20 protein-coding genes and 1 pseudogene are annotated in these 25467 nt (G+C 51.5%); 11 read left to right on the top strand and 10 right to left on the bottom strand.

What is annotated here, in order from left to right; translation table 11 throughout:
- Nucleotides 1-1023: an Npun_R2821/Npun_R2822 family protein gene (locus tag GS601_RS13625; protein ID WP_162423841.1), complete on the bottom strand. Its 1023-nt coding sequence runs from the start codon at nt 1021-1023 to the stop codon at nt 1-3.
- 128 nt (nt 1024-1151) lie between these two features.
- On the opposite strand from GS601_RS13625, the gene GS601_RS13620 reads away from it, so the two are divergent.
- The 3 genes from GS601_RS13620 to GS601_RS13610 all read left to right on the top strand — a co-directional run bounded on the left by GS601_RS13620 (nt 1152) and on the right by GS601_RS13610 (nt 6298).
- On the top strand, nt 1152-2372 hold the full coding sequence (locus tag GS601_RS13620; protein ID WP_162423840.1) for a glycosyltransferase family 4 protein: 1221 nt from the start codon (nt 1152-1154) through the stop codon (nt 2370-2372).
- Between the two features lie 98 nt (nt 2373-2470).
- Entirely contained in the window at nt 2471-3940 is a 1470-nt protein-coding gene (locus tag GS601_RS13615) for a hypothetical protein (RefSeq protein WP_162423839.1), read from the top strand.
- A 624-nt stretch (nt 3941-4564) separates the two neighbouring features.
- On the top strand, nt 4565-6298 hold the full coding sequence (locus GS601_RS13610; protein ID WP_162423838.1) for an iron uptake porin: 1734 nt from the start codon (nt 4565-4567) through the stop codon (nt 6296-6298).
- 280 nt (nt 6299-6578) lie between these two features.
- Here the strand turns inward: GS601_RS13610 and GS601_RS13605 are convergent, their stop codons facing one another.
- The gene (locus GS601_RS13605) at nt 6579-7058 is read right to left on the bottom strand and encodes a hypothetical protein (protein WP_162423837.1); all 480 of its coding nucleotides are present in this window, start codon (nt 7056-7058) and stop codon (nt 6579-6581) included.
- A 48-nt stretch (nt 7059-7106) separates the two neighbouring features.
- Between GS601_RS13605 and aroA the strand changes: the two genes are divergently transcribed.
- A complete protein-coding gene (gene aroA, locus GS601_RS13600) occupies nt 7107-8456 on the top strand; it encodes a 3-phosphoshikimate 1-carboxyvinyltransferase (RefSeq protein ID WP_162423836.1) in 1350 nt (449 codons plus the stop codon).
- 85 nt (nt 8457-8541) lie between these two features.
- On the opposite strand, the gene GS601_RS13595 is transcribed toward aroA, so the two are convergent.
- The 6 genes from GS601_RS13595 to GS601_RS13570 form a co-directional block, all read right to left on the bottom strand.
- On the bottom strand, nt 8542-11535 hold the full coding sequence (locus tag GS601_RS13595) for a UPF0182 family protein (protein ID WP_162423835.1): 2994 nt from the start codon (nt 11533-11535) through the stop codon (nt 8542-8544).
- A gap of 151 nt (nt 11536-11686) precedes the next feature.
- Nucleotides 11687-12970 (bottom strand): glutamyl-tRNA reductase, encoded by a 1284-nt coding sequence (locus GS601_RS13590; RefSeq protein ID WP_162423834.1) that lies wholly within the window; start codon nt 12968-12970, stop codon nt 11687-11689.
- 141 nt (nt 12971-13111) lie between these two features.
- The gene (glpX, locus tag GS601_RS13585) at nt 13112-14149 is read right to left on the bottom strand and encodes a class II fructose-bisphosphatase (RefSeq protein WP_162423833.1); all 1038 of its coding nucleotides are present in this window, start codon (nt 14147-14149) and stop codon (nt 13112-13114) included.
- Nucleotides 14150-14602: 453 nt separating this feature from the next.
- Nucleotides 14603-15994 carry a DNA methyltransferase gene (locus GS601_RS13580; RefSeq protein ID WP_202925078.1) on the bottom strand — a complete coding sequence of 464 codons (1392 nt, stop codon included), beginning with the start codon at nt 15992-15994 and terminating at the stop codon, nt 14603-14605.
- A 147-nt stretch (nt 15995-16141) separates the two neighbouring features.
- The gene (locus tag GS601_RS13575; RefSeq protein ID WP_162423832.1) at nt 16142-16822 is read right to left on the bottom strand and encodes a CIA30 family protein; all 681 of its coding nucleotides are present in this window, start codon (nt 16820-16822) and stop codon (nt 16142-16144) included.
- Nucleotides 16780-17055 (bottom strand): hypothetical protein, encoded by a 276-nt coding sequence (locus GS601_RS13570; RefSeq protein ID WP_162423831.1) that lies wholly within the window; start codon nt 17053-17055, stop codon nt 16780-16782. Before GS601_RS13570 ends, GS601_RS13575 begins: the two co-directional genes overlap by 43 nt.
- Between GS601_RS13570 and GS601_RS13565 the strand changes: the two genes are divergently transcribed.
- Nucleotides 17054-17977: an alpha/beta fold hydrolase gene (locus GS601_RS13565; protein WP_162423830.1), complete on the top strand. Its 924-nt coding sequence runs from the start codon at nt 17054-17056 to the stop codon at nt 17975-17977. The two genes, GS601_RS13570 and GS601_RS13565, sit on opposite strands and share 2 nt — an antisense overlap.
- A 14-nt stretch (nt 17978-17991) precedes the next feature.
- On the opposite strand, the pseudogene GS601_RS23775 reads toward GS601_RS13565, so the two are convergent.
- Both GS601_RS23775 and GS601_RS23620 read right to left on the bottom strand, forming a co-directional pair.
- A pseudogene (locus tag GS601_RS23775) lies at nt 17992-18269 on the bottom strand (DUF29 domain-containing protein).
- Nucleotides 18270-18294: 25 nt separating this feature from the next.
- Nucleotides 18295-18453 carry a DUF29 family protein gene (locus tag GS601_RS23620; RefSeq protein WP_274381981.1) on the bottom strand — a complete coding sequence of 53 codons (159 nt, stop codon included), beginning with the start codon at nt 18451-18453 and terminating at the stop codon, nt 18295-18297.
- A gap of 209 nt (nt 18454-18662) precedes the next feature.
- Here GS601_RS23620 and GS601_RS13555 point away from each other — a divergent pair, with 209 nt between their 5' ends.
- From GS601_RS13555 to GS601_RS13530, 6 genes are all read left to right on the top strand, one after another.
- On the top strand, nt 18663-19421 hold the full coding sequence (locus GS601_RS13555; RefSeq protein WP_338017038.1) for a diacylglycerol/polyprenol kinase family protein: 759 nt from the start codon (nt 18663-18665) through the stop codon (nt 19419-19421).
- Between the two features lie 183 nt (nt 19422-19604).
- Nucleotides 19605-20243 (top strand): DUF3038 domain-containing protein, encoded by a 639-nt coding sequence (locus GS601_RS13550; RefSeq protein WP_162423829.1) that lies wholly within the window; start codon nt 19605-19607, stop codon nt 20241-20243.
- 51 nt (nt 20244-20294) lie between these two features.
- The gene (locus GS601_RS13545) at nt 20295-21698 is read left to right on the top strand and encodes a DUF4335 domain-containing protein (RefSeq protein WP_162423828.1); all 1404 of its coding nucleotides are present in this window, start codon (nt 20295-20297) and stop codon (nt 21696-21698) included.
- A 303-nt stretch (nt 21699-22001) separates the two neighbouring features.
- On the top strand, nt 22002-22970 hold the full coding sequence (gene arsM, locus GS601_RS13540; RefSeq protein ID WP_162423827.1) for an arsenosugar biosynthesis arsenite methyltransferase ArsM: 969 nt from the start codon (nt 22002-22004) through the stop codon (nt 22968-22970).
- A 281-nt stretch (nt 22971-23251) separates the two neighbouring features.
- On the top strand, nt 23252-23755 hold the full coding sequence (locus GS601_RS13535) for a hypothetical protein (protein WP_162423826.1): 504 nt from the start codon (nt 23252-23254) through the stop codon (nt 23753-23755).
- Nucleotides 23756-24557: 802 nt separating this feature from the next.
- Entirely contained in the window at nt 24558-25091 is a 534-nt protein-coding gene (locus GS601_RS13530; RefSeq protein WP_162423825.1) for a hypothetical protein, read from the top strand.
- Nucleotides 25092-25467 lie beyond the last annotated feature (376 nt).

Genomic DNA, 25467 nt, shown 5'->3' with positions numbered 1-25467 from the left:
TTAGAAATATTGGTGTGCAGCGATTACCCTTCGGGAACTGCGAAGCAACCGCAGCAGCTTAGTCGTCGCTTTTGGAGCCACCAAAGCTTGAGGTTTTTGATCGGGAGTCTTGAGAAAGCGATAGTGCAAAAAGACATCTTTGTGCGGAATATCCACATCTTCGCCCCCGCACAATCGCGCAAAATCCCTCGAAGCATAGCTCGTATAATGAATGCGATGAATCGGCTTTAACCCATCTGCGTTGTAGAGAACGTTGTCTTGATTGACGAACAGATCGGCATTCGCGCAATTTCCGGTTCGCGCTGACTCGTTGGGGCTAAGCGTAACGTTGAACACGGTGCAGTCTTGAGCCAACGTTAGATAATTGAACATCGCTGAACTTGACCACCACGAGCGATCGCGAATCCACTGGAGTTGGTTATCTTCTACCAATCGCTTTTTCAACTGCATCAGTGACACATCGTTAAACATGCCGCGCCGCGCTGCGAAGAAACGATCACAGTGTAATAACGGACGAATTTCTGCTTCTTGCAGCCCGATCGCAGGTTCGATCACATCTAGATTGAGTTCTGTGAGATCCCGTCGTTTTGTGTGTTCCCAATCGTTAAAAACCAGGTCGTAATGGTGAAGCTGGCTGACCATATCATCGAGCGGCTTCATGGCGAGCGTGTCAGCATTGTAGAAGACAAATCGATCAAAATTGCCCTCAAAAGCAGCAAACTTGCGATGCACGAATCCGCCATACCACCCCGGACGGTTTAATTTCGAGTCCTTTGTGCGCGGATGAAACTGCCAAACGCTATTAAAAAAGTTATCCCACCGCTCGATCGCTAACCAGTTTTCAAATAAGGTAACGTTGTTACGAGTGCTAATTTCACGCTGAATATTTTCAATATTGCGATTGTAAGGAATAACACAAATAGGAATATCGGAGCCAACATTTTCTTCAATGCTATTGATCAATGCTACAAATTGATCAAATACAGTATCGTTAGCCAGCGTATACAGCCCAAACGAAGGCATACCCATTCTCCTATCACGTTGAAATCAATTTAGGCTCAAAAACAGGGCAACTTATTGGGAACTCTGGATATCGTCAGTATTCCCGTGAATGGCAATTCGTCTCACGGCACGTCTAAGGAAATGCCTCCATGAATATTTTGATGGTGTCTGCTACTTTTCCCTACCCCCCCACCAAAGGTGGAACCCAAGTTCGGACGTTTCACCTGTTGAACTATCTGCAACAGTTTCATCCCGTTACGGTTCTCACTCAACGCACTGACGATGTGACCGATGCCGAGGTTGCCACCCTGCGCGATCGCGTCACCGAGTTGGTGGTTTTTCCCCGTCCTCACACGGGTTCCTCGTCTGGGCTTGCCGGAAAGGTAACTCGGTTTGCCAGCTTTTTGCAGCAAGGAACGCCGCCCAGTGTACTAGCCCAGCATTCAGCCGAGATGCAAGCCTGGATTGACCGCGCCGTGCAAAAGCAACGGTTTGAGGTGATCACCTGTGAACATAGTGTGAATGAACGGTATGTGCGCCCAGAATTTCGGCAGCAGTTGCGGACGGTGGTGAATGTCCACAGTTCAGTTTATGGATCGTGTCGAAATCAGTTGCAAACCGGCACGTCTGAACAGGTTTGGCGCGATCGCTTAAACTTGCCGCTTTTAAAGCGCTACGAACAGCGCTACTGCAAAAAGTTTTGCCATCTCGTAGTCACAACAGACGATGACCGAAATCAGCTTTATGCCTTTGATCCAACCGCTAGCATTGAGGTCATTCCCAACGGCGTAGATTTTTCTGCGTTTCCTTACCGAGCGGCTGATCCGGGGGGGCATCACCTCGTATTTATTGGCGCAATGGACAATCTCGCCAACATCGATGCAGCTAAATTCTTGAGTTTAAACATCTTACCCGCCCTTCGAGAACACTACCCCGACACAACCCTGGCGCTAGTTGGCTCTCGCCCTACCGCAGACATTCAGAACCTGGGTGAGCAACCGGGTATCGTCGTGACTGGACAAGTGCCCTCCATGGCAGAGTATTTACATCAAGCAACGGTGTGTGTGATTCCGATGCGAACCGGATATGGAATCAAAAATAAAACGCTAGAAGCAATGGCAGCCGGAGCGCCGGTTGTTGCCAGCGATCGCGGCTTAGAAGGGCTGGTGGTAGATGGGGCAAACACTCCGCTACGGGCGCTCAGAGCCAATTCTATGCCAGAGTATGTCCAGGCGATCTCACGGTTATTTGAAGACCCCACGCTGCGATCGCAGCTTTCACACACGGCGCGATCGCTCGTCGAGTCAGACTATACGTGGGAACGGGCAGGGCAGCGATATTTGAAAGTCTTAGAGGGAAAAATGTTCTAATTTCTCTGTGTCCATATACCATTCAGAAGAGGGGTGTCATTCCCAGTGGGGGTTACTGCGATCGCTGCTCCATCTATGCTGTTGCTCCTTGCTGAGTCATGAAACGATTCCGTCTCTCTAGAATCTCGCTTCCCCGCTTCGGCACTTGGGGGGTGGGGTTGATCATGCTCAGCGCCTCTGGACTTGTGGCAGGCAGTGCTTGGGCAAGTTTTCAATTCATCATCGACCCAAAATCTGTTGCCTGGATGAATCGCTACCTCCCTGAAGGCGCAAGGATTCCGCTCTCGGTGTGGGATGATCCAAAAACATTAGCCGAAGTTCAATCAGACCTCAAACGAAACGGTCTCAGCGCGGGCGACCAGATTCGTGTAGAGAGTCCTGGAAAAGCTGCCAAGCAAACCGTGGATCTGCTGTTGCCCATTTTTCGCCGCGAAACCAACTGTTCCAACCCGGCGAGTTTGGTTGAAGGGGCGCGTTGTCCCCACCGCTTGAGCGAAGTGCGCGTCTACCGTAGGGTTCTAAACCCCACGCCCCAGAAAAAAGAAGCGCTTCAGTTTATTAATGTTCTAGGGATCAACGAGGTTGAAGAGTCGTTTGTGCTAGAGCCGTTAGTAGAGTCGCGGGTGGCGGAGGCAGGCAGCCGCGACACCTTGCCCTATACGATCGTCGAACGTTATGACAACCCTCCGGAACTGGGCAAAAATATCGTTGCGGCTCAAGGCATCTGGCTCAATCTTGCCGGAAAAACTCGTAAAGGCGATTCTACCATCGTCTATGGCTCGGTGGTGTACTATAACCCGGTTTCCACGACCATCAGCGGCTTGATCAGTTGGACAAGCCCCACCGGGCAGACTCCAACTTGGCAAAAGGTTCGCAAAGGTCGTGCGCCCGAACTGCTTGTGGATCGCACCGTTGCCCTAGAGCCAGACTTTCAGGTTTATCAGCTTGTGCCTCGCAAGTCTAAAGGGGTTCCGTTTGAGCTACAGCCTGTTTCGCTCAACAAATCTCCGATCGACAGTGGCGCTTTTAAGGATGCTTTATTTTTAGCGCGCAGTGGTCTATGGTCGCCTGCTCTTGAAGTGATCCAGTCTGTGCGAAAGCAGCGGATCAAAGAGTGGACGGATACCGCCCAAGCTCAGCTTGATTTGGTGGCTCGCCATGCCAAGATTACCAAAACTCAAGCGGATCAACCGTGGGCTAGCGCTAGCCAGCAGGTGCTAGCCCATCTGATCGATGGGCGCTGGGCAAAGGCGACGTATGTGATCCACACGTCGGCGGACGATCTCGATGACGTGTTAGATCTGCTGAAATTTGATTCGGGTCGCATTAAAAAACGCATTGATGCCGCCTTGCAAGTAAACCCTGCCCGCACGGATGTCCAAACGTGGGCGGCATTGCGAGTTGCTGCCAAGCGAGGGAAAGCCCAAGCGATCGCATGGCTCAAGCAACAGCCCCAGGATAACTCCACTAACCGTGTTAAAGGTCTCAAACTTTTAAATCAACTCGATTCTTCTCAGGTCAGCGATGGAGAAACGCCGCCTGTCAACTCAACCAATACTCAAGGCTGAGTACCCTTGGGCACTCATGGATTGGGGCTGGATTGGGGCAGCAATCGATGTATAGCCAGATTGGGCAACCCTGAAAATTGCGTAGAAATCGCGATCGCATCTCTTCTGCACTAGAGCCCGCGCTTCTGTGAGCAAAGGCTAGGGTAGTTTACTTCAAGAATTTGTCGCTTAGATTTCAGACTGTAGGGGGTCTGGCAGATAGATTTAAGCAAACAGTTTCGCAATTGATCCCCCCACCCCGCATTTGAAGAACCCGCTAATTGATGTAAAGTAATAGCAGTTTTTCCGTCTCCAAAGGTTAAGCATTGTCCGCCTCTAAAGCAGCGCTCTATCAGTATTTACTGAACAGAATTTTGTACTGGTTTTGGTGGAGAGAGGGTTGAAAATTGCTTTCTAAATTTCAGCTTTTTTCACTACTTTGGAAAATCGTTCTTGTCATGTTCTTGACAATAGTTCTCAGAATGAATTAAACCTACATGACAGGACGCGCTTATCACGAGAGGCATGGGTAGCGAGAATGAGTATGATTATCGTAATATATTTTAGAATTTCCTTCGGGTAGTTTAAGAAGAGCTACTGAGTAGCCGTTTTCAGTTCTTTTAGGTGTGAGACCAAGGCAACATCATGTCAAACCGTTTTTACAGCATTCTCTGGCTTCAGCCTCTGCTGCTGGCCGCCGCTAGCTTGACCGTGGTGTCAGGGGCACAGGCATCTGAGGTCGCTTCAGTGTCTAAGTCTGTCGAATCTGCGTCAACTGGAAAGGTCGTTGCCCAGCACATGGCAGCCGATGAGACTCTAGCTAATGAGACTCCAGCCGTGGCGGATCTCAGTACCAATAAGCCATCGATGGGTCAAGTCACCTCCGTTTCGCAACTTTCTGATGTAAGACCCACAGATTGGGCGTTTCAGGCGTTGCAATCTCTCGTTGAGCGGTATGGCTGCATTGCAGGGTACCCCGATCGCACTTATCGCGGCAATCGTGCCCTCACTCGCTACGAGTTTGCGGCGGGGCTAAATGCCTGCCTCGATCGCGTGAACGAACTGATCGCGGCGTCTACTGCCGACTTGGTAAAGAAAGAAGATTTAGCCACTCTGCAAAAGCTGCAAGAAGAATTTGCGGCAGAACTCGCCACGTTGCGCGGTCGCGTGGATGCTCTCGAAGCGCGAACCACTACCCTTGAACGGCAGCAATTCTCGACGACAACGAAGCTCACTGGGGAAGTGATCTTTGGGGTTGCGGGCGTTGCCTCAGGCAGAAACTTTACCAATCAAGCAACCGGCACCACTGATCGGGTTTCTAGAAATACCATTTTTGGCGATCGCGTCCGGCTGAACTTAGAAACCAGCTTTACGGGCAGAGATCTACTCGTTACTCGGCTCCAGGCTGAAAATATTTCAGAATTGCCTGCCAACCTAAATGGTGATCCCTTAACCCGTCAAGGTAATTTCCGCTTTGCGGGTGGTGGCAGCAACGAAGTCGGCGTCGATGCTCTGCTGTATCAGTTTCCCTTGGGCGAAAGAACGACGATTAGCATCGAAGCCAATGCTGGCGCGATCGATGATTTTGTTGACACGCTCAATCCCTACTTGGATGGCGACGGTGCAACCGGAGCGCTCACCCACTTTGGAACCCGCAACTCGATTTACTACCTACTGGGTGGCAAAGGTTTAGGCGTGCAGCATCAGTTTAGTGATGCGCTAGAGTTGAGCCTGGGCTACTTGGCAGGCGATGATACGGCTAGCAATCCGGCGGCCGGCAATGGATTGTTTAATGGACCCTACGGTGCGATCGCGCAGCTAACCTTTAAACCGAGTCCTGCCTTGGGACTGGGGTTCACCTACATCCATGCCTACAACAATGACTTTACGGCTGAAGGGAGTGTGGGCAGCGATCGAGCCAATTTCCGTAACCTGGCAGGCGCAGGAATTTTGGGGGCAGATGTGCCAACTTCGGCAAACGCCTACGGCATCTCGGCAACGTTCCAAGTGAGTCCAAGATTGGTGCTCAATGGCAATGTGGGCTACACAACAGCGCGATCGCTTGCCGCAGGCGCAAGAGGCGACCTGGATATTTGGAACTGGGCGGTTGGGTTAGCCGTGCCAGATTTTGGTAAGAAAGGCAGCGTTGCAGGCGTGATTGTGGGCAGAGAGCCAACGGTCAAAGGGGGTAGTGGAAATTTCAGAAACTTGGTGGGTAGAGATCGTGATTCTTCTCTGCACATTGAGGGCTTTTACCAATATCAACTCAACGACAACATTTCTATTACTCCTGGAATTGTGTGGTTGACCAATCCTGGAAATAATCAGAACAATGATGACATTGTGATCGGCACGATCCGCACTACGTTTACGTTCTAGCTTATCGCTAGTGTGCTTTAGTGCAGTTTCAATTGGGTTCTAGCGTCCGCAATTTCCTTAGCAAGAGTTGCGGACATTTTTGATCTAAAGGTCTGAGATCTTGTGATCGATTTGTGATCTAAAGGTCTGAAATCTAGAGGACTAAAGGTCTGAAATCTAGAGGACTAAAGGTCTGAAATCTAGAAGACTAAATTAGAACATAGCGGCTGAGCGGTAATGATTGCCTCACGAGGGAACAACCTAACAGCCGCAATTTTTGAGCCAGACTTGCGATCGTCGCTTAATCTGAAATTTCTAAATGCAGAACATAGCTACCGAGTTGCAGCTTTTCTGACCAAAGCTCATAGTCTAGCTGCAATAGTTTGGGAAAGGGGGACTGCTCTAGCCATAGGGTGCGGGTGAAGTTGCGAAGTTGTAGCGACGGGTTGGGCTTTGTTGAGTCGTCTTGCAACCAATAGCGGCTAAAGCCATAGACACCCCGTTGCCACAAATGGCGATAGCTAACCTTGCCGTCTCCCTGCATGGTCATGGCGATGCGGCAGGGGGAAATGTCGAGCCAAATCAACCGCGGGGTGGTGGTTACGGTGGAACCGCCTTTTCTGCGGGATGCTGATTCATTGACTCGTGGCTCGGTTAAGACCAAATGGAACTGATCGGTGCTTTTCTGATAAATCGTCCCTGTTGTTTCCACTTCTGACCAAATCGGCAAATCTCTGGAGACAATATACAGGCGAACAGGTTTACGATGCTGAGTCAGCATGGGGGAATGGTAGGATTACTTACGTTCTAGTCAGTCTATCTGATCCCCATGGCAAATTCGACCACGATCGCGCTTAATGTTCAAACTTCTCAACATGAACTTGTGATCGAGCGCTCTACGGAAGGGTCGCCATTGCGGGGGCGGTTGCAAATTCCGGGCGACAAGTCGATTTCCCATCGGGCGCTGATGCTGGGCGCACTGGCAGAGGGAGAAACAATCATTCGTGGGTTGCTGTTGGGCGAAGATCCGCGCAGTACGGCGAGTTGCTTTCGGGCGATGGGGGCGGATATTTCTGATCTCAATACCGAAGAAGTACGGGTTCGAGGGATCGGTTTGGGTCAGTTGATCGAGCCGATGGAGGTGCTAAATGCTGGGAATTCGGGAACGACGCTGCGGCTGATGCTGGGAATTTTGGCGTCGCATCCTGATCGCTTTTTTACGGTTACGGGGGATGAGTCGCTGCGATCGCGTCCGATGTCTCGCGTCGTAAAACCGCTTCAGCACATGGGCGCAGACATTTGGGGACGACAGCAAAACTCGCTAGCTCCCTTAGCCATTCAAGGACGCGCCCTAACGCCGATTCACTACCAGTCGCCGATCGCCTCTGCCCAAGTCAAATCCTGCATTCTGCTAGCCGGGCTGATGGTAGACGGGCAAACAACTGTGACCGAACCCGCCATTTCTCGCGATCACAGCGAGCGGATGCTGAGAGCGTTTGGTGCCCAAGTCAGCGTTGATCCTGACGCGAAAAGCGTGACCGTGACCGGAGGGACAACCCTGCGCGGTCAAACCGTTGTGGTGCCTGGGGACATCAGTTCGGCGGCGTTTTGGCTGGTGGCAGGCGCGATCGTTCCTGGCTCTGATTTAACGATCGTAAATGTGGGCGTCAATCCGACCCGCACGGGCGTTTTAGAAGCCCTCGAAGCGATGGGAGCCGACATCACGTTAGAAAATCCGCGCGATGTAGCAGGTGAACCTGTGGCAGATCTGCGAGTGCGTCACAGCCATCTCAAAGCGTGCCGAATTGGGGGGGATCTGATTCCTCGGTTGATTGATGAAATTCCGGTGTTGGCGGTGGCAGCAGCGTTTGCAGCGGGGACGACCGTGATCGAAGATGCGGCAGAATTGCGGGTCAAAGAAAGCGATCGCATCGCCGTCATGGCGACTCAACTCAATCTCATGGGCGCGAAGGTGACGGAACGAGCAGACGGGCTGGAAATTACGGGCGGGTATCCGTTAGTTGGAACCGATGTCGATAGTTATACCGATCACCGGATTGCCATGAGTTTAGCGATCGCGGCTCTCAATGCCTCAGGTAAAACGACGATTCACCGCGCCGAAGCTGCTGCCATTTCCTATCCTGATTTCACCACAACATTGCAGCAGGTGATAGCTTAGAACCTCAGAATCGACTCATCCACCCATTTACCCATCGACTCAACGTTGACAATTTAGTAGTCACGAGAAATCACTATCGTGGAGCTTATGTTGGAGGTTGGGCAGGAGCTTGGGTTGGGGGTTGGGCAGGAATCGGGGTTGGAGAGGGGGCAGGAATTGGAGGTGGCGGTTGGGCAGAAGGTTCAGTCTCGTCGAGCGGACGCACGATCGCGGGTGCAGGCGTCTGCTGTTGGGCGCTAAACACTGCTCTGAGTGCCGCATCTAGACTTTCTGCCATCACAATTTGATTTTCATACGCCACAATCACCCGCACCAACGTTGGCAGGCTGTTTTGCTCAGCCTCTAGATAAATCGGCTCGACATAGAGCAGCGATCGCTCGATCGGAACGATCAACAAATTGCCCTGCACCGCTCGCGATCCGGCTCGGTTCCAAAGAGAAATTTGCTGAGAAATCACCGGATCTTGGTTAATTCGCGCTTCGATTTGCTCCGTTCCATACACCAATTCTTGCTTGGGGAACGTGTAGAGCAATAGCCTACCGTATTGTTCTTCATCCGATCGCGCGGCTAACCAGGCAATCAAATTTGTTCGTTGATTGGGTCTAAAGGGCAACAACAGGATAAATTCTTCACTGATCGCCGTTGGCAATCGGGTGATCAGATAGTAGGGTTCGACCGGCTGAGTGTCGCTGCCATAAGTTTCGGTCGGCACTTGCCACTGATCTTCTCGGTTATAAAACACTTGCGGATCGGTCATGTGATAGGTCAGCAAGCTATCAGACTGGCTTTTAAAGAAGTCTACCGGATAGCGCAGATGGCTTCTCAGGGTTTTTGGCATCTCGTCTAACGGTTTCAGCAGGGTTGGAAAAATCTTCTCCCAGGTTTGAATGATCGGATCAGACGGATCGGCAGTATAAAAGTTAGCCGAGCCATTGTAGGCATCAATAATGACCTTAACGGAATTGCGAATGTAGTTAAACTCAGACCGACCGGGATCAGAGTAGGGATAGCGATCGCTAGTGGTGTACGCATCTACCACCCAAAACAGATTGCTGTTAGGCGCTTGAGTGTCGGCAACAACTAAATAGGGAGACGAATCGTAGCGCAGAAAAGGCGCGATCGCGCGGATGCGTTCGTTAATATTGCGCCGAAATAAGACTTTTGTTGTAGGTGTAAAGTTGCGAGTCAAGAGCATCTGCCAATCATTGAGATATTTGGCAAACAAGAGCCGCTGCGGCATTGAAGCAATCTGAATGCCGCCCGTTCCATCATAAATGGTGTAAACATTGCCATCCTCGCTTGGGTAGTCAAACTCTTTGACGCGCGTCCCTGTCATGACGTAGGTATCCGAAATTTCACCGAAATAGATTCGAGGATTGGTAATCGGAATACTGGAACGAATTTCTTCGCTCGACACGTTTAGAGGAGTATCGCCTGAAACATCGGTTGTAATATCTCTCACAAAGTAAGCGGGCAAGCCACCAGGGGCAACCTGGTTGACTGGGCTAAGGGTAAACCCATACCCGTGAGTATAAATTAGATGTTTGTTGACCCACGTTTTTGCTTCTTCTGGCACGCCATCATAATCTAATTCTCGGGCTGCAATTAAGACCTGCTGGAGATCGGCAGTGGGGGGCTGGTTGGGGGGACGGCGCAATAGCGTGTAGCGATCGATATCGGCGCTGGGAAAGGCATAGTAGGGGCGAATTTGCTGAAGTTGACGATTGGTTTGCAAGAGGGGGCGAGTGTCCCACAAGCGAATATTGCGAATTGTGCGTTCGTTGGTTTGCAGATCGGCTAGGGTCAGAGAGTTTTCAGGATTAAATGTTTCGACATCAATGAGGTTTAAGTTAAAAGCTTCGCGGGTTTGGGCAATGTTGCGCTGAATAAAAGGCGTTTCCCGCGCTAGCTCGTTCGGTTGCACGACAAAGCGCTGCACCGCAAGCGGCAACAGCGTACTCGAAAGGGCAGCTATGGCGGTATATAAAGCAAGGGTTTTGAAGATCGGCAGCCGCTTTTTAGGGCGATTTTTCAGCAGAAGCTGCCAGAACAGCCCAAGCGCGATCGCTCCTGCTAAACCAGCCAACCCCGTGTTGACCGGCAACTGAGTCGTGACATCGGTATAGCTTGCACCATAGGCGACGCCTCGGCGGGAATACAGCAACTCGTAGCGGCTCAGCCAAAATGCCAGCGCGATCGCGCCCATTAAACTCGCCGCGAGGGCGGCAAGATGGCGATGCTGTCGCTCGGAAAATCCGACAAAGCGCCCTTCGCTCAGACTGTTTCCTGACAATAAATAGGTGAGGCAAACGGCAACAAATCCGTAAACGCTTAATCCAATCAGCCAAAACTCTAGCAGTTGGGCAATCGGCAACGAGAAAATATAGAACCCAATATCTCGCTCAAACAGGGGATCAGCCTGCCCAAACGGGGTGGCGTGAATAAACTGGAGAAGTGTATCCCAGTAGGTGGAAAGAATAAATCCTAACCCGACGCTGAGTGCGATCGCGCCGATGTTTAGCGTCAACCGAGGACGAACTAGCATTGCACCAGGGATCGCTGCCAGAATGATGCCGCCTACCCCAATCAACCCCGGCAGGGTTGCCCACTGCCCCACCGTGAGCCAGATCTGATCGGGGTGAAACGGTTGTGGCAAAGACCGCATGACGCCAGAGGTTGCCCAATCGGTTTGCCAAATCTGCGCGATCGCAAATCCGTAATAGCCAATCACCAAGCTTGCTACCAGGCTAAGCGTCACGCTAAGCGGCAGCAAGCGAGACAGGCGAAGCGCTGCTACAGTACGGGAGGTTACTTTTTGGTCAACCTCTTCTGCCTCTAGATCTTGCCAACCTCTGCGATCGGCAACACGAAGATTTCCCAGCAGAAAAACCAGGGAAAGCAGGGTGACGATTGTAGCAATGCTGCCCTGGGTGGCGAGGCGTACCCAAAAAACCCTGCCATAGTTCACTTCCTGAAACCAAAGGCTTTCGGCAACGAGACGCACCAGCAAATCGAAGCCGAACCAAAACCCCAGGAGAATCACGAGAATCTTGAAAAAACAATGGCGGGAGTGGGGCATTTCAGCCTTACCTCGTAAACTCAACGGATCGATCGCAGGGATCTACTACCTATCAGGGTACAAGGTTATTAAGGTAGAAGGGATCACGGGACGAGCCTTTCGCGATGTCCTGCGATCGCTCGCCCTCCTTCGTTTCAAGTCCCGCCCTCCGTCACACGCTCGCCTGCTCAGACGTGAGGTTAAACAGCACCTCCAGGGTTTCCATTGCCCGCCGCCGCGCCTCGATATCTTGCTGTGCCCGTAGTTGCACCATCGGGTCGTGGAGAATCTTGTTGACAATGCCTTTCGTCAGGGCTTCGATCACTTCGCGATGGCGATCGCCAAAGTCATTTCCTAACCGAGACAGCGCTTTTTCCAATTCTTGCGCCCGAATGGTCTCGACCTTATCGCGCAGGCTGCTGATCGTAGATACCGTTTCTAGCGATCGCCACCAGATATCAAACGTATCGACTTCCTCTTCGAGCATGGCTTCGGCTTCCATTGCCATCTGGCGGCGGCTTTCCTGATTTTGCGCCACGACTGCCTTGAGATCGTCAACGTTGAAGGCTTTCACATGGGTCATCTCGTTGACATCGGCATCGACGTTGCGGGGCACTGCAATGTCAAACAACATCAACGGCTGCCTCGGTTCCAATTGGCTTTCAAGTTTAGCGCGATCGACAATGGGTTCGGTTGAAGAAGTGCTGGTAAATACCAGGTCAGACGCTGCGATCGCTACCATCATCTCCGACAGGGGACGCAAGGTTAACTGGGCATCCGGAAACTGATTGGCAAGCTCTTGGGCCCGTTCCAATGAGCGATTGAGAATCGTAATATTTCTTGCCCCTTTGGAAATGAGATGTTGCACCAACAGGCGAGACATCTTGCCAGCCCCCACAATGGTGATCCGGTTGGCGGCAAGGTCTGCTTTCATGTGTGCCAATTCTACGGCAGCAGAGCTAATCGACACTGCACCGGTACCAATGCTCGTTTCGGTTCGCACCCGCTTTCCGGCAGAAATGCCTTGCTTGAACAGTTGATTTAAAATTCGTCCAACACCGTTGTGCTGCTGCCCCATTTTGTGACAATGCTTCACCTGCGCCAAAATCTGCCCCTCACCTAGCACCAAGCTATCTAGCCCCGATGCGACTCTCATCAAATGCGTTACCGCGTCTTGATGGAGCAACGTAAACAGATAGGGACGCAGCATGGAAATCGGCAGCTTGCTATGCTCTGATAAAAACTGAATGACGTCGCGAATCCCAGATTCTGTCTCCGACGTAACTAAATAAATTTCTAAACGGTTGCATGTGCTGAGCACTGCCACTTCTTGCACATGGGGGCAGTTGCACAACGCTGCGATCGCTTGATCATAAACCGGCTCTGGAATACTTAGCTTTTCTCGAACTTCGACCGGGGCGGTTTTGTGGCTTAACCCAACGACAGCAATGTTCATATTAAAAAGGCGCTCTTATGATCTGCTCTTAATGATCTCAAAGACTGAAAGTCGCGGGCAGAGGGACGAAAGGAACGAGAGGGGATCTCTCAAGTTTCTCTGCGAAACGTTGCTGCCCGCGTCGCCCCTCAGCCTTGCTTTCTAGTGAAGCTGCACGATTTTGGGCTGACCCGGCATGTGAATCGTATCGACAAACCGAGCCGTTTTCGACTGGCTGGAAATCACGAGGGTTTGGGTTCTGGCACCGCCTTTGAAGAAGCGCACACCGTTCATGATGTTTCCAGGTGTGATGCCCGTTCCGGCAAAGAGCACGTTTTCGCCCGACGCGAGTTCTTCACCCGTGTAGACTTTATCGGGGTCGTTGATGCCCATCTCTTTGAGGCGAGCGATGTTGGCTTCTTTGCTTTCGCCGATCAGCCCGGTCTTCACAACGGCAGGATCATAAATCAATTGCCCCTGGAAGTGCGCCCCCAGACACCGCAGCGCCGCCGCCGAAATCACCCCTTCCGGAGCCGCCCCAATGCCCATCAGCGCATGAATGTTGGTTCCAGAGAAGCCGCAGTTAATGGCTGCCCCTACGTCACCATCGCTGATCAGTTGGACTCGGGCACCGGCTTCGCGGATTTCTTTGATCAAGTCATTGTGGCGATCGCGCTTCATCACGACGACAACCAATTCATCGATCGAGCGATCGAGACATTCCGACAGGATCTTCAGATTCTCGGTGGCAGACTTGTTAATGTCTACCTTCCCTTTAGCAGCCGGAGGAGCCGCGAGTTTTTTCATGTAAAAATCGGGTGCGGCAAACAAGCCACCCTTTTCGGAAATGGCTAGCACTGCCATCGAACCGGGCTGACCATAGGCGCACAGGTTGGTGCCTTCGCAGGGGTCAACGGCGATGTCAATTTCTACGAGTTCGTCGGGGTTACAGAAGTCTTTGGCATCGGGCTGAGAGCAAATGCCCACTTCTTCGCCGATATAGAGCATGGGGGCGTCGTCTCGCTCCCCTTCGCCAATCACAATCCGACCGCGCATATAAATTTTATTCATGCGCTCACGCATGGCTTCTACGGCTACCCGGTCAGCCTCGTTCTTGTCGCCTTTTCCCATGAGACGAGCCGACGCGATCGCGGCCTGCTCTACGACTTCGATAATTTCTAAACCAAGCGTGTTTTCCACGAACTAAGTCCTCCAACTGCTGATTTTGCGCCATTTCTACCGACGCTCTCAGTTTACAAGTCTACCAAAGTGCGGAGTAGAGCAAGCGTGAACCACGGTGTTAAGTTTTGCATCATTAAATCTCGGCATCTCCAAAAGGGCAGATAAAGGCGGAGCCGTAGGGAGCGATCAGAACTTGGCAACGCCTACCGCGATTAGATTCCTGCCATCAGTCAAAAGCGGCGGCAGGGGCGGCTTCTTCTATTCTAGTGGTCTGTCCAGTTTGAAATGAGAGGCTGGGAATCGATGAGTGGATGAGTGGATGAGTGGATGGGTAAGATCTACCCTCTCACCCCTCTACCTCTCAACGTTGACAATCTACTAGTTGGCAGAAATGCACGAGATTTTTCCCAAAAACTAAATCACTCTGCGGTGTCTCAAACGGCTCAAACATCTGGCAAAGCGCGCCCTCCTCTAGAGCGGCTTATCGCTGAAGGGATAGCGAACCGGAAACTTGCCCGACCAGCGCAACACCACCACTTCTTCGCGCAACTGCTCTTTGGTTGCTGTAGCTAACCGAGTGCGAAATAAATCGATCGCTTCAACTTCGTAGCCCAGGGCCTCAGCAATCCCGGCAATCAATCGCCCCGTCCGAATCATTACACGCAGGTAAGACGCCTGATCCCCGACGACGTAAGCTAATTTTGCGCCGGGACGTAAGGCATAGCGCAGATCGGCTAGATGCTTTGCCATGCCGCCAAAATAGAGTTTTGTAGCTTGAGCATACACCCGCTCAAAGCCGCTGGTTTTGCCTAGCTCTAGACGACGGGCATCGATTTCGGCGGCAATGCGCTGAATTTCGCCATGGTGCACCACCCACTGGTCATCGTCGTCGGTGGTGTAAACGTTGCGGCTGTTCGATCGCATCAATCCCCGCTTTAGGGTTTGAAGATCGGATTTGTTGTTTAAAAATCCTAAAAGCACCGATTCTAGCCGCGTGGTGCGGGTGTAGTCTTTCTCGTTGGGGTAGGGCGGAGAGGTGATCACGGCATCGATCGAGGCAGGGTCTAAAACGCTGAGCAACTGCCGCGAATCTGCATGATGCATGGTTGCGGCGATCGCAGGGCGCGATCGCAGGTGGTCGAGGTCGGTTGCCATAGCACGAACGGCATCTAGCCACACCTCAACTACGGGAGCATCGGCTTTGGCTTTACCGATGCTGACTTCTGGCGCAAACCGGATATTACTGATCGAAAAGACGATCGCTTTGGCGAGGGCAAGTTGCTCGTGAGCAAAAAACGGTGAGGGAGAGTGTTGCCGAAGCTGATCGAGCAAAATCAATGTTTTGTGGAGCGGCAACGGGCTGATGGAGTTTTTTAGCAGCAGCTTTTGGCTTTCTTCGGGCAAGGTGCGGGGTGCCTTGGCATGGGGATGTGAGCCACCTAAAGACGCTTTGCCAGATTGAGTTTCGTCAATAGTTGCCCTCGCGATCGCGCCTATTTTTTCGGCGTGTTGCAGCAACCGCTCTGGGTCTGGCGTCCAATCGAGCTTGACAGAACCCGCAAACCACGCCATCCGATTGGCTTCGATGCCCACGGTCGGAATGCCCGTTTTCTTGCACTCCACGGCAGTAGTTCCGGTACCACAAAACGGGTCGAGAACGGTGTGCTGCGGAGTTACGGCAAATTTTTCGAGATACTGCCGCACTAAATGAGGCGGAAACGAGAGAATAAATCGATACCAGTTGTGAGCGGATCGATCTTCCGCCCGTAGATGGTTGAGGTCAAAATTGCGTTGCTCAATGTCCAAATTAGGAATTAGCGGCTGAAAGTAGGGCAACGGTTTTAGAAGATGTGGCACTGGCATTTTATTAGAGCGATCGCGTCTAGGCAAGCGCGACTCCGATCGGGTCTCACCATTCCGGCTACACTGCCTGCCAAAGTGACACTCAAACTGCCTAAAACAGGGTGCCTAACTCTTAACTCTATGTGCGATCGGATGTCTGCCGCGTTTTCAGGCGTCCCGTACGGCGCTAATGCTGCTCACTTCTAGCCGAAACTCTCCCGGATGGAATTTAGGATTGAGCGCTCCATCGTATTCAAATTTGCTGAGCATCAGTTGCAGCGATCGCACGGTTCCGGCATTGAGCGGCATTGCATTTGCCATCGTTTTGGCCCGAAATACCGGAATTAGGCTTGAAAACGGAATGCGGAGGGCAATCCACTCGTGCGCCACCGTATCAAACGAGTGAGAGTAGCCGATGCTATCCCAGCCATCGTCATCGCGCACCAAAAATTTGTAGCGGTTGCCATCGCCCTTGACGCGCAGTTCAATGCCCGTATACTCAGACAGCGCGATCGCCGGATCAAAATTACGAGTCCGCACAGAGGCAAACCCGCCAGAATTGTCGGTCGAGACATTGCCCGAAAAAACCGCCTTGCCATCGCTCAACTGAAATGAACTGGTGCTGACGCCGCCCATCACCACATCATCGAGCGCGCCCCAAGTTGTGGAAATATCGTGGCTCGGATTGCTAAAGTCGAACAAGATGCGATCGCTGCCTTGCCCTTGTCTGAGATCGGCTTGGGGATTGGGGCGAGGCTGAATCATGTGTTGAATCCAACTAACAACGGGAATTGCTTCAAAATAGTCTAACGTTTGAATAAATCTGCCGAGATCCCATTTCTGCGCCATGGTTGTACTCCGGTAGAAACCATTCTCATTCTAGTGAAACGCTGCTTGGAGCGACGAAGGTTTGAGGTGCGGAAAAGCGAATCGACAGACTGCAAGAGGCTGACCCAAGAAGAGCCGCCGCGATCGCACTCTGCCGAAAAACACCCCTGACCAAGCCCGTTCACGATCGTTTCCAACTGCTCCATCCCCTCTCGTACATCATCATAGAGAGAATTATAGAGAGATAGCGTCATGTTGCAATTTCAGCCGCCCGGATTTGGTCAAAAAACCGTTCAGACCTCCCTCGGCGCGATCGCCTACTACACCCCCGTCGATGCACCGTGGACACCGGATGCCTCCCTGCCTCCCCTTGTTTTTCTGCACAGCTTTGGGGGCGGAGCCTCTGCCTACGAATGGTCGAAAGTGTATCCGGCATTTGCCAGCACTCATCGCGTGATCGCACCGGATCTGCTCGGTTGGGGAGACTCAGATCATCCAGTCAGGCAGTATCGAAACGATGACTATTTGCTGACACTTGCCGAATTGATTCAACAGGTTTCCGAAGCACCTGTGACGCTGGTTGCCGCTTCTCTGACCGGTGCGATCGCAGTTCGCCTTGCCGTTGCACAACCCCATTTAGTGCGCTCTCTGTTTCTCAGTTGCCCCTCTGGGTTTGCCGACTTTGGACAAGCTGCCGGACGCCGCATCCCCCTGCAAATCATCGGGCTGCCGTTGCTCGATCGGCTGATTTATACCCTGGGTGCAACCAGCGATCTGGCAGTGCGAAATTTTCTAGAGCAGTTCTTATTTACAAAGCGCGATTATCCCACAGGAGAACTGCAAAGCCGCATCACCAACGAAATGGTATCAGCCTATTTAGAATCGGCGCGGCGACCCAATGCAGAGTACTCAGCGTTAGCATTTTTGCGGGGCGATTTGTATTTCGATCTGTCGATGTATCTGCCGCAGTTGGCAATTCCCACCGCGATCGTCTGGGGAAAAACCGCGCAGTTTACATCAGTAGAGTTAGGTCGTCGCTTAGCCGCGCTCAATCCTCAAGCCATTCAGAGCTTTCAGGAGATTCCAGATGCAGGAGTGCTGTCGCAGTTAGAGCAGCCAAGCGTTGTCACAGGTTTGTTAGCAAAGTGGCTACACGCCTCGCCGCCCATCAATTGAAGCTCGCACCGGCGCTAGTGGGGTAGAAACTCATCTGCGATCGCCATCATCGGCGCATAAGGTGCTTGAGCAGGAAACGTCTCGATTGGGAGACCCGTTTCAGCTTTTGCCTGCTGGCGTGCCGACGCATAACACCCATCAAACACCCGAACAAAAAGGGGTTCAGGCGGGGTGACTCGTCTAGCAACTCCCTCACCCGTCTGCGATGCTCAACCATCCTACTTTCCCAGCTACCGCAGCGCCGCTCAGGTTGAAATTGCCACTTGAGCAAATGAAGCAAAACCACAACCATTGCTGCTCAAGCTTCTTCACTCACGTCACGCCATGTCCTCGATTTCTTCAATCAGGTGCTGCCAGTCTACACTTGCATAGTCCTGATGGCGTAATTTCTCAACGGTTGTCTCTATCCAATGCAAATAATCTGTCTCATAAAGAGATTGAGAATCAGCAGTTAGAGAAGATAGGGCAACGTCCATGTCGAGCGTCTTTGGGCAATGTTTAGGATTTCAAAGATTCAAAATTTCATTCTAAAACAGGTAGCCTGGTCGAGCCAGAGAGCGTCCTAGAACAAATCTTAAACTCAAATCATCTGGCGCTCAAAAACCGTAACAGATGTAGCGCCACGAAACCCGATAAAGTTAAAAAGAGCAAGCGTTTCTAAACCACTCTTCGCCCCGTTCTGACTGTGATTTCCTGGTCAACCTTTCTAAATGTGTTCTCCCCATCGGCGGTTCCTTCAGAGGTGCGCTCAGCGCTCAGCGCATTCACCCCTCTAAACCTGCCGATCTCCATCGCGATCGCGGCGCTCTGGATTCTATTGATCGGGTTACTGGCAGAAGGGGCATACCGCTACACCCAAGCAGGGACAGAAATCGTTCGTAAAATTGTGCACATTGGTGCCGGAAACGTGATTCTGCTGGCGTGGCTGCTCAACATTCCCCGGTGGGTTGGCGTCAGTGCATCGATTTTGTTTAGCGCGATCGCGCTCTTGTCGTATTCCATTCCCATTTTGCCCGGCATCAACGGCGTGGGTCGCAAAAGCCTCGGCACATTCTTTTATGCAGTCAGCATTGGCGTATTAGTCGCCTGGTTTTGGACACTTCATCTGCCCCAATTTGCCGCGATCGGGATCTTGGTGATGACCTGGGGCGACGGGTTAGCCGCGTTGATCGGTCAACGCTTTGGACGCCATACCTACACGGTTTGGGGCATGAAAAAAAGCTGGGAAGGCTCTTTGACAATGGCGTTGGTGAGTTTTGCAGTCAGCCTAGCGATTTTGATCGCAACGCAAGGAAATGGATGGCAAGGGTGGCTGATTTCTCTGACGATCGCGGCGGTCGCCACGACCTTAGAAGCCTTCTCAAAATTTGGCATCGACAATCTAACTGTACCGATTGGCAGTGCTGCCTTTGCTTTCTTCCTGAGCCAGCTTTTCTGGGGCTGATGTCGTCGAAAAATAGGGTTTTCTGCCCCTTGTCTTCTGCCTATTGGCTGACTGTGCGATCGCACCCCTCCCGCTAGACTGATAAAATCTCTGAACAGAAACTTTCGTAATTTCCATCCAGTCTTTTGTTTCAAGACTTGTAACCACCAGACATTCACCCCGATTGTCTCCTACTCTGAAACCATGACCTCCACCGTGCAGCCCTCTAGCTTTTCCTCCTCCCTGGAGGAACTTACCCTTCCAACTCAACCCGATTCAGAGCAGCTAGATAATATCAAAGCGCAACTGGATCTTGTTTTGCTGGCCCTAGAAGCGATCGCAGGCATCAGTTCTGAAGCCATGCTTCAAGCCGCCACCGACCTTAATCTAGAATCGATGATTAGCGATCGCGTCTCTCTATGGCGATTGCGGCAATCGAGTCCCCTGAGAAAAGGGCAAGGGGGACGCAAAAAGCTAGACGTAGACGAAGCACGCGCCTTAACGTTGATCATTTGTCATCTCGCCAAGCAGTACAACGAACTCATCCGCCGAGCCGTTGCCCTCCTAGAACAGATGACCGAACAAAACCGCGAACCGCACCAGGCTGCCTTGCTCGGAAACTATTTAGACGCCTTCCACAATACCTACCAAGAGCGCATGGAAGATGGGGACACTACCCCAACCGAATCGCTCACAAACTTGGCACTAAAGCTGCTAATTGATTTATTGTTTTACGGAAGCAATCATGGCGTCCGGCGTCTCTGGTTAACATTACTAGAACGATCCTTTGGAGTGTCGCGCCGTGCATCGCTTCCTGCTAACCCCACTCTTGGTAGTTCATGACAGCTAATTTGGTCGCTCACTGCTTTTTTGACGAATTCAACACTTGAACCCATGTCCCCTGCAACCTCAGTTTTAAGACGGTACACTCCGCCCACCTGCACCCTCGAAATTGCAGCGAACAGTTCTCCCCTGTCTCGCTGGATCGGGCAATCTGCGCTAAAGAATGTCCGCTTCAAACTCAGTTTTGACGATCCTCGCGTTGGGGAAGACCAGTGGGTAGCAGTGCGCGGCGATCGCAACCAGCTTCAAGCGTTGTGTGATGCCGTCACCAGCTATGTCCAGAAATTTTTGCATCAGTCCTCCAGCTTTATTGCAGGGCGCGACGGTTTCTCCAATGGTGCTGTTGCCGTTCCTCAAAGCCTCCCCAGTTTCAATCGGCATCCCTTCGATTCTGAAGGCAATGCCGCAGGTATCTACCTCGAACCCAAAGGGATGCTGTCTCATGAGTTGCATCTTGGCACGCTGGCAACCGATGAATCGGGTTCCACCATCCAACTGAGTGCGGTTCAACTGGCTGATCTGGCGACGGCACTCGACGAATATTCTGCCGACGTTACCGCTATTCCCACTTTAAATCGACCGAGCTGGGCAAGCAACCCTCCCGCCTGGGGCAAAATCGCTGCCGTGTCTCTAGTCGCGATCGGGCTAACCACCACTGCCGTCCGCGTTCTCGATCGCCAACCCACCCCTCAAACGGCGGCTAGCCAGGGCGCAAGCAGTTCTGACCAGCGCTTGGCAGTGCAGCCATTACCAAGCAGCCCACCGCCCTCTTCCCTGACGCTGCCTAGCCTGCCCACCACCACCGTACCGTTACCGTCCCTAGAAACCAGCCCCCTCTCTGCTCCGCCGGCTCCTGAAAATCTGCCTAGATTTAAAGTTGAACAAACCGTTCCCGAAAACTCACAATCGGGCATTCAACTGCCTGTCCGAGATGTCCCCGAAGGATCGGTGCAAGTTGCCCCAATTCCTGATCAAACGGCGAGTGGTGCTAAAAGCCCTCAAGCGGTTGCCAAAGCTCCCTCAAACGCTGGCTCAGCCTCTCAAGATCGCGATGGTGATCCGCTTCCTCTTTCGCCTGAGAATAATGCTGCCTCCACCCCTGAGAGAGCACCCGAAGCAGCAAGCCGCCCACAGCTACCCAGCGTTGCCGCTGCATCAAGGCAAGCCTCTGCCGAAACCGCGCAACCCCAAGTAGATGAACTTAAGACCTACTTTGCCTCGCGTTGGCAAGTGCCGCAGGGATTGCCAGATGACATTCAGTTTATTCTGACTTTAGCGGCTGATGGCTCTCTACAAGCGGTGGAGCCAGTCGGCCCAAACGCTACCTCATGGCGCGATCGCGCCTCCATTCCTGCCCTTGGAGAAGTGATCGCTACGCCCAACCCCAATGGGCAAGAAACAAAAGTTCGGCTTCTCCTCAAAACAAACGGCGCAGTGCAGACGCTTGCTGAGTAAGAGAGGCTACCCCTCTTAGTTGAGCACTACAGCTTAGCCGCTAGAAACAGGATGACCCTTTTCTAGCGGCTAAGGCTGCCAGCCTGGTTCTAACCCGTTGATTGAGCGCCAGTCACTCCCGAAGCAAACGACAAATCTAAAAGAAACCCTGAAGAAACCCTGAATTTAGTGGCAGACGCAACAGTTTCCAACGACCATCAGAAATCTAAACTAAGCACGGGAGAGTAGTTAACCTGGAACTTCCCGGTTCCACTAATTTTCTTCGTCCCTTGTTTCAAACTTACGATCGCTAAAAAAATAGCTATGAGTTATCTAGAAACCACTGCCCAAGTGTATGCCGAAGCCGCCGAAACACCTCAAGTTGGCTTATGCTGCGTTAGCACTCCGCCGCTCCAATTACCAGGGCTGATGATACCGGAAATCATGCATCAGATGAACTATGGTTGCGGGTCAACGGTGCATTCGGCAGAGCTATTTGGTGAGCCAACCGTGCTTTATATCGGAGTCGGGGGCGGAATAGAGGCACTTCAGTTTGCCTATTTCTGCCGTCAGCCGGGAGGCGTGATTGCCGTTGATCCCGTTCCTGAAATGCGGAAAGCAGCGACCTCTAACTTGGAAGTCGCCGCCCAGGAAAATGATTGGTTTAACCCCAATTTTGTGACCATTTTGGCGGGGGATGCCTTTGAGTTGCCTGTGCCGGATGCCTCAGTAAATATTGTGGCGCAAAACTGTTTGTTTAATATCTTTGAACCTGAAGATCTGAAACGGGCGCTAATCGAAGCATATCGGGTACTGAAGCCTGGTGGGCGGCTGATCATGAGCGACCCGATCGCGACCCGTCCAATTCCGCTCCATCTTCAGGAAGACGAACGTTTACGCGCCCTCTGTCTATCGGGCGCGTTGACGTACGATGAATATATTCAGCACTTGGTGGGGATCGGGTTTGGGCAGATCGAAATTCGCGCCCGGCGTCCCTATCGGCTTCTAGATACCCAAAGTTACAACCTAGACAAACCTCTCCTCCTAGAAAGCCTAGATTCGGTTTCGTTTAAAGTGCCGATGCCTGAAGACGGAGCCTGTGTATTCACCGGAAAAACAGCAATTTATAGTGGGGCAGATCCCCTCCTCGATGATCGCGCCGGTCATTTGCTGCAACGTGGCATTCCCTTGGCAGTCTGCGACAAAACGGCGGCTAAGTTTGCCCTGCAATTTCCGCAAGATGTGATTATTACTGATTCTACCTGGCATTACGACGGTGGCGGATGCTGCTAGACCCTTCTAGGCAAGTTCCTTGTCCAAAACTCTATCCTTTCTTTATGCGGCTGAGTTGAACGTCCCAAAACCAGATTGTCAAAGGGCTGTATGGCTTGGGCATAAAGCGATCGTGATTCATCCGACAAGAATAGCTCCGCAATGCCTTGCAGATGAGAGAGATCTTGTTAGAGGCTTCCTTTTGTTAAGAGATGAATTGTTTTAGGGAGGCAAATCCATCAACAAACGCGATCGCTTAAAGTGTAAAAAAGTCCTTCCTCACGAAGGAATTGAGATTGATTATGTCGCATTCAAAACACTCTTCTCTTTCGCACGATCGTCACCCACTCAACTTTCAAGACACCTACATCTGTCCGATTTGCCGTCATGGTCACATTGAGTCGCTCACGCTGATGGATGTGTTTGCCTGTGATTTTTGCCGCCACATTTTTACCGCAAACCTAAAAGACCAGTCTATCCATGTCGAAAATAGTTCTCAACCCATGACGTGGCGGTGGACAGGGCGAAATTGGCAAGCGGCAAACCAACTTGATGTCGATCTGACGGTCGTGATTTGGCTGGTCAGCGTTTCGTTAGTCATCTTGCCCCCGTCTCTAATTTGGCTGTCGTCGCACGCCTTTCCCCCACTCGTTGGCAGTAGCGGATCTTGGTTTCCTGCATTCTGGGTAGGGCTGACATTTACGCTCCATTTTCTGTTTGTATCGTGGCTGATGGCAGAACATTATCAGTTTCCGCTTTATGTCTCGACGAAGGTACGATTGCGACGGCTGCTCGATCGGCGTTGAGGGGCAGCTTATCGATTTAGCGATTGGGAGGAAGACTCTTCAAACCCTTTCCGCGCAAGTATTGCCTACTAAACAATTTCCGGCGTTATTTCGCACATGCTATTGAGATATGTGGATCATCTGTACAGCGTCGAAGCGATCGCATATGTTCTATTTCTGCTGACTGACGGCAGTCTTTACTTCCAAAGTTTGGGACTAACATTGGCTCCATCTCTCGCTGACTCAGGTTCTATCGCTAAATGGCTATAGACAGATGTTAAGTTATAGTCGCGTTTTCTCTGAACTAATATTCTCGTTTTGGTAGTTGTGATAATTTGAAGATAAGCAGTGCGATCGCACATTGCCTGCATAAGCAGCAGAGTGATAGTTTCAAGGTTTTTTGAAACTTTCTGGAAGCGCCTCTACAGTGGTCAAAACATAGACTGTCACGAGCCACGATCGCCTAAACTCTCTACAAATGATTTGATAGTTATATGGAAAAGATCAATTTTCCTCGAAATGGAAAAATTGATCCATGAATTCATCTCTGAGTTAGCGATTGGCACAAAGCGCATCCCTAGAGGAGACGCGTTTATCTAGCTTCAGCCGATTTTTGATCGACCTTCGCCCTCACGTTCACCACACCTGAAGTACTGAGAGAAAATAAACCTCTTATATTTCAAATCTCTTCCGAAATCGTACCTATAGGAGGAGTAGTAATCCCAACACTACCCCTTAAGCTATTCACTAAATCTCTAGCCGCAAGGTACAGAGCATATAGCGAAACTTTTTTTACCGTAGTTTTTTATAAGAGGGCATTTCAATGAAAACGCAACTGCTCAGCAGCCCCACGTTCAACCCCTTTAAGACTGCCGCACGCTTTTTGACAGGCTTATCAGTTGCTGCTGGATTGCTTACGGTCAGTATTCCGGCTCAGGCTGCACCCCTTCAGAAGACACAGAAAGTAGCAGCAGCAACCGCAGCAACGTTGCCAAATGGGGTTTATCTGTACGGGCAATCGGCTCAGCCAGAGCAACTTGGTAAGGCTTACTTTGTGTTTGAAGTGAAGCAGGGAAAACTCATTGGTGCGCTCTACATGCCTCGGTCGTCGTTTGATTGCACCTACGGCGCAGTGCAGCCAGATAAAGTAGCCCTGACTGTGGTGAACTCGTACGAGAAAAGCGAAAATCCCTATGCGATCGCACTCGAACGGAACGCCTCGGTTGCTTCTCTGAACAATCCAGCCCTTTTACCCACCGGGCTTGAAGGATTCCACCAAATTTCCAACCTTAGCAACACAGATCGGCGTATTCTCAAGGTCTGCAAAGCTGAACACCAAAACCGCGTTTGGAAGTAGCTTCTGCTCCAAAACTTCATTTTTGAAAGAGCAAGAAACTTCAGAGAGATCAAGCCAGTCATTACGAATGCACTGCTCAAAGAACATTTAGAAATTGATTGGTGGGCAGCCTACCGATCAATTTCAGATGGCTTAATGAATACACAGCACTCACAAATAGAAACTCTCAAACTAGCCTTGCTGCGATCGCTCATTCGCTCATCACAGGTTTTTAATTGCTTAGGAGGCATAACGTTTCCCTGCCGCTGAAGGAGTAGGGATGGAGTACATGCGAGCAACTAGACCCTGCCCCTATAGCCATGGGTCTGACTGGTGAGACCAATCAGACCCATGGGTAACATAATCGACCTGGCAGCGCGCTATTTTGACAGGAAGC

It is taken from the genome of Myxacorys almedinensis A (genome assembly GCF_010091945.1).
Lineage (GTDB): Bacteria > Cyanobacteriota > Cyanobacteriia > Leptolyngbyales > Leptolyngbyaceae > Myxacorys > Myxacorys almedinensis.
The sequence above is the reverse complement of the archived record's forward strand: the minus strand, read 5'-3'. Positions and strand labels throughout refer to the sequence as shown.